The organism is Pseudidiomarina fusca (assembly GCF_032227045.1).
GTDB lineage: Bacteria > Pseudomonadota > Gammaproteobacteria > Enterobacterales > Alteromonadaceae > Pseudidiomarina > Pseudidiomarina fusca.
On sequence record NZ_JANFPJ010000045.1, the window covers coordinates 1 to 10,967 of the forward strand.

The following is a 10,967-nucleotide window of genomic DNA, read 5'->3' on the forward strand; positions in this document are numbered from 1 at the left end:
ATGCGGTTGATGAACTCCGGGCAGAGATAGCGACGAAGCACGTTCAACAGCTCCGACTTCAATTCCGCGTCGTCCTTGCGCTTGTCCTCCTCTCTGGGCTTAGATAGCTAAGAGTACTTAAGGAATGCGCCTTACCGTAATCTCAGGTGAGCTTCGCTTTTACATGTATGCGCGTCTAATATTCTTGGCACCTTGAACTCCGAACAGAAAACAAGGTACCTATTGAGACACCCAACCGGCCAAGAGAATTGTCGTCAACTGGTCATCCTAATTGTCGCCGAACATCCCCCCGGCAATCGAGGGGGGCTGCGTAGGGCGGTGTGGCCCTACGCAGCGTGACCTGATTGAGTCAAGGCCGGGTTGTCATGCAGGCAGTTTGGCTGCAAGCAGTTCGACCTTCTCGATATTGGGCGGAGAACTGAGCAAGGTCGCGGCGTTGGCCATCAAGGCCGCGGCGATCTGGCCGTTCAGATGTGCCTGGCGACCTGCCTCATCGGCAAAGGCATCGAACACACCGAACGTCGAAGGGCCAAACTTCAATGCAAACCAGGCAGTGGTGCCGGATTCGGCGTTGGCGAGCGGCAGTGCGCTGGCTAGGAAGTCGGCAAGCGCAGCCTCCTGGCCGGGTTTGGCTTCGAGGCGAACAAACAGGGCGAGCTTGGTCATATTGTAATCCTTTGGGTAAATGGTTTAGGTGAAAGTACCGACGAGCCTGCAGTCTAAGTCTTCATAACAACCATTCATATAGACAAAAATGACAACTTTGATATCATTATTGCCATGAAACTTCATATCCTTGTTTGTGATGGCGTGTTTGATCTGGGGCTTGCGGCGCTCACTGACACAGTGAGCTTGGCCAATGCGATGTCGAGCTCGCTGCCACAGGCTCCCGCGCACATAGAGCTCACGCTGGTGGGCGTGCGGCGTCGCATCCTAACGGCGCAGGGCTTGACGGTCCCCGTGGTCACTGCGCGTGGTGTGCCGGAACCAGACGTCGTGCTCGTGCCCGCGTTTGGTGACAAGATGCCTGACACGCTCTCGGCTCGGCTCACACGCCCCGACGTGCCCGATGCGGTCGCCGCGCTACAGCTGTGGTCCACCGCTGGCGCGCACCTTGGTGCCGCCTGCTCCGGTAGTTTCTTACTTGCAGAGAGTGGCCTGCTTGATGGGCATCGTGCGACGACGTCATGGTGGCTGGGGCCGATGTTTCGGCAGCGCTATCCGAACGTCACGTTGGACGAGTCACGCATGATCGTGAACTCGACACGCTTCACTACTGCGGGTGCCGCTTTGGCCCACGTTGACTTGGCCTTGCACATCATCCGGGGGCGCAGTCCGGCGCTGGCGGCCCTGGTGGCACGCTATCTGCTGGTCGAGGCACGCAATTCGCAAGCCGAGTTCGTGATTCCCGACCACCTTGCGCATGCCGACCCAATGGTGGAGCGCTTCGAGAGCTGGGCCAGACATCGGCTCGCGCAGGGGTTCTCGCTGGCGGAGGCGGCCAGCGCCGCGGGCACAAGCGAGCGCACCTTGGCGCGGCGGCTGCAAAGCGTTTTGGGCAAGACACCACTGTCGTATTTCCAGGACCTGCGAGTGGAGCATGCCGTCCATCTCTTGCGCACCGGAAACGCCAGCGTCGACCAGATCGCCACACAGGTCGGGTATTCGGATGGGGCGACCCTGCGGGCCCTGTTGCGCCGCAAGCTGGGCCGGGGTGTCAGGGAGTTGCGACGCGGCGGATGACCGTCCCCGCGCTAGCTGACAGAGCAATTCTGCCGACAGCATGGGGGAGCAGCTACTTTTTCAACAGAGTCGGCCAATAGCGGTCATCAGGGCTGGCTTGAGTCGGGGCCGAAGGATTACGCTCTCAGCCCCATAATTGCTGGTCAGACAGTTACCACGATCTTGCCGATCTGCTGATTGGCTTCAAGGAAACGATGGGCATCCTGGATGTCGCTAAGTGCGAATGTCTTTGCGATGATCGGGCGCAACGCGCCGGACTTCAACCCTTGCAGAATAAAAGCCTTCGCTCTCTCCAGGGCTTCAGGGTCGGCCACAATCTCTGCGTAGAGATAACCCTTCAAAGTCAGGCTTTTGCCCAGCACGGTAAACAGTGGAAATGGTGTCGGTTCAGAGCTGAGTGCGCCGTACACCAGCAAAATTCCGCCCCGCGCCATGCTCTGCGTGAGAGGTTCGAAGGACGGCCCGCCTACAGGATCAAATACAATGCGAGCGCCTTGACCGGCAGTTATCGTCATAACACGCTCGACGATATCCTCTTCATCGCTGACGATGACATGCGCAGCGCCTGCATCAAGCAGGGCTTGCTTCTTCGCGTGAGTTCGAGTGATCGCAATCGATGTGGCGCCGACCATTCGAGCTATTTGGAAGGCGGCCAAGCCAACACTGCTTGACGCGGCGGTAACGATGACAAAATCGCCCTGCCGTAGCTTCGCCTGTTCAATCAATGCCCCCCAGGCGGTGACGTACTGCATCCAAGACGCCGCAGCCTCTTCAAAGGACAAGTTCTCAGGGCTCTTTACCACCAGGTGGGCCGGTACATTGGCCAACTCGCCGTAGGTGCCCCAGCGAGCAATATCCAGAGGTGGGATCAGAGCGACCGAGTCACCAATCGTGATCTCGGTTACGTCGCTCCCAACTGCCGTTACGATGCCTGCGGCCTCGTAGCCTAAGCGGCTGGGGAACTCCGCTTCTTGTAGGTATGCGTGATTGCGGAACATCACTTCGGCTCGGTTCAAGCCAATGGCTTTAACACTAATCTGCACCTCGTTTGCTGCTGGTGCCGATACTTCCAGATCTTCCAGCTTCAGAACGCTGGCGTCACCGTATTCATGAATTCTGACAATGCGTGCCATATAGATACCTCGTTTATCAATGGGCCTCGACGTACATCCGGAAGGTATCCGGGCACTCGAAGGTGACAAAAATTTAGTCATTGGTTGGCGCTAAATAATGGCCTACGATGGCGTATTACTCGGCGGCTGTCAAAGCATGAAGACCTGTAGCCATGGCGCATCCTCCTGATGAGGGCTGAAGAATGCACCATGACTTCCTGGGGCTGCATACCTAGATTCTTTCTTGCAGCGCCTTTAAGAAGGCGTCGATATTCTCATCGTGGCGTTTGTAGTAGGTCCAGGGGCCGATCCGCTGTGATGTCACCAATTGCGCGCGCTGTAGAGCGGCGAGATAAAGCGATGTCGTTGACTGAGAGAGGCCCGTGCGCTCCTGGATGATACTAACGCACACGCCTACCGTTTCTGGGTCGACCTCCTGCCCGGGAAAGGCTGTCCTGGGCTCCTTGAGCCAATTGAGGATGGTAAGGCGCATCGGGTTCGCCAATGCTTTCAGGGCTTCGTTGACGTCAATAGTCATGAATTTTTATACCTATTCTTCCGATATCTGGATATCTTCCTGATTCACGTGTCAAATTGCAAGGCTTCGCCATGATCTCCGCGCCTGCTCTTCGCAGTGATGGGCAGGCTTGGACTGGAATCCTATTGTCCTGTCAGGTAGGACTATCGGGCACCTGCGCGCCGCCGAATTTAGGGACGATATGCTTGCCAAGCTCCTCGATAACCTCTGCTGCGGGGCGTTTACCATACTTGAGGTTCAGGATGACGTGATCTACACCGATTTCCTGAAGTGTATCCAGCAAGGCCAGAAGGTGGTTACGTCCCAGTCGGAATCCTAGATGGATAGGCGAGGGCGGCGTGGATGGGTTTTCGTCCAGGTCGATATACAGCGATTGCAAGAACGGCTTGTAGATAGCGCCACATTGTTTAGCCGTTTCCTGTCGCCAATCTTCCACGATCAGTCGCTGTATTTTTGGCGGACGTGGATAGTTGATCCATCCATGACTTTCACGCGCGATCCAATCGAGCGACTGGCGGCTATGTCCGGTTACGAATAGCGGTATTTCCCGAGTCGTAGGTTTGGGAACGAGATCTGCCCCCAGTAACTCGCCGTGACTCCAGCGAATGGGCTTGAAGTGTGTTCGATGGGCTTGGCGTATCACATTGAGGTTTTCTTGAAAGGTCTCGCCACGCATTTCCGGATCAACGCTGAATGCGGGAAACTCCACAGGACGATCGCCAGAGGCTACTCCCAGGAGCAAACGACCTCCGCTCAACTGATCAATGCTCGCTGCGGCCTTTGCCGTGTGCAAGGGATTACGCAAGGTAAGGGCGATGGAGGCGGTGCCTAGTGCGATTTTTGTTGTATGGGCTGCGATGTAGCCCAGATACACCCAAGGATCGAAAACCTGGCCGACATCACCGAAGCTTGGGTCCCTGAGCGGGACGTCGCGAAACCAGAGCGCCGAAAAACCTAGTGCCTCTGCACGTTTGGCCAGCGCGACCTGATCCAGCATGCGCGGTGTGTCACCCTCGAAAGCCTCCAGGGGAAAGAACAGCCCAAGGCTTAGATGACCCTGTCTGAAGGTTCGTTTGAATCCCCTATGCTCTTGGTAGGGGATCGTGCTCGGTTGGTACATGTTTAACCTCCTCGGTGGACAGGGCTCGTGGGGTCGAAGGGTCGGCCAGTGTACCCGTGCCGGGGCCAGATTTCTTATCGCCACCAAAGGGGCATGGGCTGAGGTCTCATGGTAGGTATCGCTGGAATCTTTCATGGGGGTACCTCCTGAGGTTTCTCGCACGGGTTATGAGCTAATATTATTTGCAATATCTAAATATGTCAATATGCCGCTATCATTTTCCGGCACGTATGCATATTTCAACGCCCTTGCAGCTCACTTCTGGATCAGCTGGGAACGCGCCGTGCTTCGCGCCAGGGTTGTCTATGAGTCTCTGGCTATTTCCCCAGACCCTGGGGAAATAGCTTGGGGTTTGAGAAAGCCTGCTTAAGGTGGTCGTACACCAATCGCACCCGCTTCGATACAGGACCCTGCTGCGGGCGGTATATGAACAGATCCCATGGCGCTGGAGCGAGATCAGCCAAAACAGCAACCAGCTTTCCTGACCGCAGATGAGGCTCAGCCAGATAGGCAGGAATTTGGCCAAAACACATGCCTGCCAGGATGGCTTCCAATTCCGTATCTGGATCATCACAGATAAGCGCTGGCTGCCCGGGCGTGAACGTTTGCCCGTCGGCAAATAGCCAAGGCCAAGGGCGGCCATTTTTCCGGTCGATCAGGACTGAAAGTGGCAGCTTAGCTAAGGCATCCAAAGATTCAGGTGGTGTCTTTTGGCCTATGAGAGACGGGGACGCGACAACGTAAAACGGCACGGGAGCTAAGGCACGTGCAACGTAGCGCCGGTCGCGAATACCCCCCACCCTGATACCAATATCGATATGCGCCTCAACAGCATCAGTCATCTGATCTTCCAAGCGGAGATCGAATTGCAGGTCAGGATGTGCAGCGGCCAGAGGCTGAAGAAACGGTATTAGGAAGCGCCTGCCAATAGCATGTGGAGCCGTAATCCCCACCCTACCTGACAGCTCAAGCTTCGTCCTGTGCGAACGGAATAGCGTATCGAAATGATCCAGAGCTGACCTGGCATCTTTGGCGTAATCCTGACCGAAAGCAGTGATGCTCACCTTGCGGGTATTGCGGTGGAACAGTGATTCGCCAAGCTCAGTTTCCAGGGCTTGAATGGCTCGAGTCACCCCTTGTGGGGAGATGCCTAATCGAGTTGCCGCTTCGCGGAAGCTACCAGCCTCTGCTGCTGTGCAAAAAATCCTGACCATCTCCATGCGATTAAGCATGTTGCCCCTCCCATTTATTCCATTTTCAGGAATAGCATAATCCAATTAATTTCATTTATTGAGATAAATTATGTGTCTATAGTATACACACTGCCAGGTTAACCAACCATGGCGAAGTATAAAACCACCGATGAGGTTCTTAGCATGAGCAATAACATTTCTGGAAAAGTTGTCGTTATCACCGGTGCCAGCAGCGGCCTGGGTGAGGCTACTGCACGCCACCTTGCTGCGCTTGGCGCTCGCGTAGTGCTGGCTGCACGCCGCAAAGATAAACTCGACGCATTGGTGGCTGAGCTGACCAATGCAGGTGGTCAGGCAATCGCGTATCAGACCGATGTCACCTCTCAGGAAGAGGTCAAAACACTCATTCAAGGTGCCGTGGACACCTACGGTCGCATTGATGTACTGATCAATAATGCCGGACTGATGGCGATTGCACCGCTCAGCGATACTCGCACTGACGAGTGGGATCGCATGATCGATATCAACATCAAGGGTCTGCTGTACGGAGTCGCGGCTGCATTGCCAGTCTTCCAGAAACAAAACAGTGGTCACTTCATCAACATCGCATCGGTTGCAGGCCTGAAGGTGTTCAGCCCGGGTGGCACCGTGTACAGCGGCACCAAGTTTGCTGTGCGGGCTATCTCCGAAGGACTGCGTCACGAAGTCGGTGGCAGCATCCGCACCACGACTATCGAGCCGGGCGCCGTGGACTCCGAACTGAAATTCGGCAGCACCCACCAACAGAGCCGCGATTTCGTGGTGGATTTCTACAAGCATGCAATTCCCGCCGAATCGGTCGCTCGAGCTATCGCCTTCGCAATTGAGCAGCCTGCTGACGTGGATATTAACGAGATCGTTCTGCGCCCAACCGTGCAGGAATTCTAATGAGTTGAGGGCCTGTCTCTTCGGCGTCAGGCCCCGCTTATCTGGGGTGAAAAGCGGTGAGTGCCACATGCCCCGGAAGAAAAGAAGCAAGCGCTCGATGCAGGTGCTGAATGCCCTGCAATTCTTCAGCAGCTTGCGGCTGTTCGTAGAGCTGTCAACAGATTGAAGGCAACGGTTCTGGAGAGCTATCTACGGGAAGGGTTTCCCAGGAGCGATTCGCAGAACAAGTCCATGGACGAGACCATCTCCATCGTCCGCTCCTACCTGCGGTAGAGGCACCAGGGTGCCCTCGGTGAGGGAAAATTTAGTTAGCTAATATAGGAAGCGACATCATGAAATCACGTGCAGCAGTTGCCTTCGGGCCTGGAAAGCCACTGGAAATCGTCGAGATCGACGTCGAGCCGCCGCGCAAGGGCGAGGTGCTTGTCAGGATCACGAATACCGGCGTTTGCCATACCGACGCCTTCACCCTGTCGGGCGAGGACCCCGAAGGCGTGTTCCCGGCGGTGCTGGGCCATGAGGGCGCCGGCATAGTGGTCGAGGTCGGCGAGGGCGTGACCTCGGTCAAGCCGGGTGACCACGTGATCCCGCTGTACACCGCCGAGTGCGGTGAGTGCCTGTTCTGCAAGAGCGGCAAGACCAACCTGTGCGTGGCGGTGCGCGCCACCCAGGGCAAGGGCGTGATGCCCGATGGCACCACCCGCTTCAGCTACAACGGCCAGCCGATCTACCACTACATGGGCTGCTCGACCTTCAGCGAATACACGGTGGTGGCCGAAGTCTCGCTGGCCAAGATCAGCCCCGACGCCAATCCCGAGCATGTCTGCCTGCTGGGTTGCGGTGTGACCACCGGCATCGGCGCTGTTCACAACACGGCCAAGGTTCAGCCGGGTGACTCTGTGGCCATCTTCGGCCTCGGCGGCATCGGGCTCGCTGCGATTCAGGGGGCACGCCAGGCCAAGGCAGGTCGCATCATCGCCATCGACACCAATCCAGCGAAGTTCGAGCTGGCTCGTACCTTCGGCGCGACCGAATGCCTCAACCCGAAGGACTTCGACAAGCCGATTCACGAGGTTCTCATCGAGATGACCGGTTGGGGTGTCGATCACACCTTCGAGTGCATCGGCAACGTCAACGTGATGCGCTCGGCACTGGAAGCAGCACATCGTGGCTGGGGCCAGTCGATCGTCATCGGCGTGGCTGGTGCAGGCAAGGAAATTTCGACGCGCCCGTTCCAGTTGATCACCGGTCGCACCTGGAAGGGCTCGGCTTTCGGCGGGGTCAAGGGCCGCACTCAACTTCCCGGCATGGTGGAGGACGCAATGAAAGGCGAGATCGATCTCGCCCCGTTCGTCACCCACACCATGGGCCTCGACGACATCAACAAGGCCTTCGACCTGATGCATGAAGGCAAGTCGATTCGCACGGTGATCCACTACTGACAGCCCACTACCCATTCAACACCAACCACCAAGGAAATTAATCATGTCCACTCCTGTCATTTCTGGCGATGACATCTTTTCGCACATCTTTATCGGCGCTGCCGACCTCCAGAAGTCGGTCGCGTTCTACGACGCCGCTCTGGGTGCTCTTGGCATCAAGAACCTCGGTCCTTTCAACAACGGATGGGTACTTTTCGGTCGCGAAAAGCCGGCTTTCATCATCGCCCGCCCGGGCAATGGTGAAGCGCCTTCCAGCAACGGCGTGACGATCGGCTTTGCGGCCGCCACTCCCGCTGAAGTGGATGCCTTCCACGCCGCCGGCCTTGCCGCAGGCGGCACTGACGAGGGCCAACCTGGCGCACGTGGTCACCTGCCGGGTGCCTATGCGGCCTACCTGCGTGATCCGGCGGGCAACAAGGTCTGCTCGTACACCTTCGTCTGAAAGCAAGGAAGCTGAGAGCGTTCTGACAGGGTCAGCACAAGCCTCTATTATACGGCGAGCCTGTTAGACGGACCCTGTAGCGCGGTGCCTGCTCATGAAGATCGGCCCGACCGCCACCGTGTACGGCATGCCGGCTTACGCCGATCGTGCTGCAGCCGTGGGTGAAGTGCATGCGCGCCCGCATCTGTTGCTTCAGGCCCCCCGCGGTATATTGCAGCTCGCTTTCATGACCGAAGGTGACCAGACCAGGGATCAGATGGCGATGAGCGAGTTGTCTCATCGCTTCGGTGTTGCCGAGCCCGACCACGCTACGCCGCTACACGGCATGACATGGGATGAGGGAAACCTTCACTGTGAAAAGTACACCGAGTTCTCTACATATCTCTGGTGCGCTTCGCTGGATAACCGCCACACAGCCGTGAATCAAAAAGCGCTACTGAGAGTCCCGGATATACTGCCGCTGTCACTAGCTGCCGCGCTACCCTGCCCGTTGATGACCGCCTGGCAGGCAATTGAAAAAATCCCACGCATGCCAGAGGCCGATGTACTCATTACCGGTGCCGGCGGCATGGTAGGCCGTTTCCTGGTTCAACCGGCCGTGCAGCGGAATTACCGGGTGACAGCCATGGCCTCGGCCCGGCACCACAAAACGCTTCGTCAACTTGCTTCTACCAAGGTGTCCGGTTAAAGTGGGGGCTACTACATTTGCACTTAAATCTCTTCGTTCATCACCGCAACAACATCAATTTCAAATTTATCCTTAATTTCTTCGATTAGGCGGGTCGCCAGCTCCTCTAGTTCATTGAGAATCTGGCCTTCTAATAGAGCTGCTAATTGCTCACGTTTGCGCTTCGAAACTTCACCACCGTTTTGAATAATAATCGACAAAACCATATCGATTTTATTGTTCGGCAAGTCCGCATTTTCGTTGATAAATTTTTTCAAACAGTCGAACACGGTAAGTAAGCATACTTCTTTTAGTAGATCATCGGAGATGGCTGTATCCATCATCTCATATACAAACTTTACATGCTCGGTGTAGTCCGGAAAGCGATACATGTAATCAATATCATTATTGATTACGATTCTATTGGAATTGTCGAATTCGTAATCCAACATCGCCATTATTGGTACCGAAATGGTTTCAAGAACCTGATCGTATTTTTGTTGGTTTTTTAAGATCGCAGCAGATATCGGAATAATAAACTTATGCTCTGGTTCTCGATGCTTCATGACGTCATGAATCAGATAGCGATGAATGCGACCATTTCCATCGTCAAATGGGTGAATATAAACTTCACCGAATGAGATCAACGTTGCGTGGAATAATGGGGGAACTGAGCCATCGATCATCAAGTTTTCATGTAGCTTGAATAGACCATTCATCATACTTGCTACGTGCTCTTGTTTAGCACCAACGTAATGAACATCTTCATCTCGATTCCCAAATCTTTGAATCGTTGTACCGACATAAATTTCCGATTCACGGTAATCGACCGCTTTAAATTTCTCATCCACAATTTGGTTCTGAACCTTGATGAGCGAATGCTTGTTCAACTCATACAAGCCAACATTTTTTATCGCATTCAGGAATCTTTGCATGCGCTGTCGATTTGGCTTTTCTCTTTCTATCTCCGTCGATGATTTTGTTTCTTTTGTATAAAGGTAATTCACTGATCGCCCAATCACGTCAACTGATAGCTGCTCTCCGATGCGCTGCATTCTCGCAAATGCTGTTTTATAAACGTCAGCCTCACCAAGCTGACTTATCTCAGTTGTTTTTCGGATCGTCGGACAAAAGTCAGGTGTACCTAGCGCGTTATTAATAACCCGTGTTCTTTTATCTTTTTGCCCATTTCTCAGGGTGTAGTAGAACTCGTCCTCAAATAACTTTATATAATTCGACGACTTTAAGTCCGGGATATCAAGCTTTTGCCCAGTTAGCCATTCGTAAAGAAACCAGAGCACTCGGTTATATTGACTTGTCGGTTTATCTAAAATAAACGCAGTAAATTCAGTCACATTAATTTTTTTATAAATTGCTGCAAAGAAATGCAGTCTGATGCCTTGGTTTTTTATTGCCGCATGCATCTGCGAGTAAGGGTTATCATCGTACTTCAGGTGGCCAGGAATGACCTTGCGCTTGCTACCACCATATTGGATCAACTGTTCCTTTTCCGCATTTGGATCCTGATAAACCTCCACCCCGAGCTTCGGTAGACGTAAATCGTAATGCAGGTTGAGGTAAGCATATCCAACTGGTTTCATAGCAGTCCTTTATTTCTTGCCAAAAAGGTCTTATCTTTAGTCAACGTTTATGTATACGTATATGACAGCTAGTTTACCAGAAAAATTATTACATTTTAGATTTTTTAATTACAAACAAACAATCAGACTTACAGTTAAGATACTGCGCTTACAGATTTATTATTTAACTTACGAATCAATAC

At 54.2% G+C, this 10,967-nt stretch carries 12 protein-coding genes; 6 read left to right on the forward strand and 6 right to left on the reverse strand.

Going from position 1 to position 10,967, the window contains the following annotated elements; translation table 11 throughout:
• Window positions 1–363 precede the first annotated feature (363 nt).
• Window positions 364–666, reverse strand: coding sequence for a putative quinol monooxygenase (locus NOG12_RS12360; RefSeq protein ID WP_007182542.1), 303 nt, complete (start codon window positions 664–666; stop codon window positions 364–366).
• 768 nt (window positions 667–1,434) lie between these two features.
• Between NOG12_RS12360 and NOG12_RS13370 the strand changes: the two genes are divergently transcribed.
• The gene (locus NOG12_RS13370) at window positions 1,435–1,743 is read left to right on the forward strand and encodes a helix-turn-helix domain-containing protein (RefSeq protein ID WP_418055318.1); all 309 of its coding nucleotides are present in this window, start codon (window positions 1,435–1,437) and stop codon (window positions 1,741–1,743) included.
• A gap of 143 nt (window positions 1,744–1,886) precedes the next feature.
• On the opposite strand, the gene NOG12_RS12370 is transcribed toward NOG12_RS13370, so the two are convergent.
• From NOG12_RS12370 to NOG12_RS12385, 4 genes are all read right to left on the reverse strand, one after another.
• Entirely contained in the window at window positions 1,887–2,876 is a 990-nt protein-coding gene (locus NOG12_RS12370) for a zinc-dependent alcohol dehydrogenase family protein (protein ID WP_313933412.1), read from the reverse strand.
• A 211-nt stretch (window positions 2,877–3,087) separates the two neighbouring features.
• On the reverse strand, window positions 3,088–3,393 hold the full coding sequence (locus NOG12_RS12375; RefSeq protein ID WP_128352380.1) for an ArsR/SmtB family transcription factor: 306 nt from the start codon (window positions 3,391–3,393) through the stop codon (window positions 3,088–3,090).
• Between the two features lie 133 nt (window positions 3,394–3,526).
• On the reverse strand, window positions 3,527–4,513 hold the full coding sequence (locus tag NOG12_RS12380) for an LLM class oxidoreductase (RefSeq protein WP_313933413.1): 987 nt from the start codon (window positions 4,511–4,513) through the stop codon (window positions 3,527–3,529).
• Window positions 4,514–4,830: 317 nt separating this feature from the next.
• On the reverse strand, window positions 4,831–5,745 hold the full coding sequence (locus tag NOG12_RS12385; protein ID WP_313933414.1) for a LysR family transcriptional regulator: 915 nt from the start codon (window positions 5,743–5,745) through the stop codon (window positions 4,831–4,833).
• Between the two features lie 108 nt (window positions 5,746–5,853).
• Here NOG12_RS12385 and NOG12_RS12390 point away from each other — a divergent pair, with 108 nt between their 5' ends.
• The 5 genes from NOG12_RS12390 to NOG12_RS12410 all read left to right on the forward strand — a co-directional run bounded on the left by NOG12_RS12390 (window position 5,854) and on the right by NOG12_RS12410 (window position 9,205).
• A complete protein-coding gene (locus tag NOG12_RS12390; RefSeq protein ID WP_244154900.1) occupies window positions 5,854–6,633 on the forward strand; it encodes an SDR family oxidoreductase in 780 nt (259 codons plus the stop codon).
• A 60-nt stretch (window positions 6,634–6,693) separates the two neighbouring features.
• Entirely contained in the window at window positions 6,694–6,906 is a 213-nt protein-coding gene (locus NOG12_RS12395) for a metal-sensing transcriptional repressor (protein ID WP_313933415.1), read from the forward strand.
• A 59-nt stretch (window positions 6,907–6,965) separates the two neighbouring features.
• Window positions 6,966–8,075: an S-(hydroxymethyl)glutathione dehydrogenase/class III alcohol dehydrogenase gene (locus NOG12_RS12400; RefSeq protein ID WP_313933416.1), complete on the forward strand. Its 1,110-nt coding sequence runs from the start codon at window positions 6,966–6,968 to the stop codon at window positions 8,073–8,075.
• Between the two features lie 43 nt (window positions 8,076–8,118).
• On the forward strand, window positions 8,119–8,517 hold the full coding sequence (locus tag NOG12_RS12405) for a VOC family protein (protein ID WP_128352385.1): 399 nt from the start codon (window positions 8,119–8,121) through the stop codon (window positions 8,515–8,517).
• A 94-nt stretch (window positions 8,518–8,611) separates the two neighbouring features.
• Entirely contained in the window at window positions 8,612–9,205 is a 594-nt protein-coding gene (locus NOG12_RS12410) for a DUF3422 family protein (RefSeq protein WP_313933417.1), read from the forward strand.
• Between the two features lie 23 nt (window positions 9,206–9,228).
• Here NOG12_RS12410 and NOG12_RS12415 read toward each other — a convergent pair whose 3' ends face one another.
• Complete coding sequence (locus NOG12_RS12415) at window positions 9,229–10,785, reverse strand: Fic family protein (RefSeq protein ID WP_313933418.1); 1,557 nt, start codon at window positions 10,783–10,785, stop codon at window positions 9,229–9,231.
• Between the last annotated feature and the right edge of the window lie 182 nt (window positions 10,786–10,967).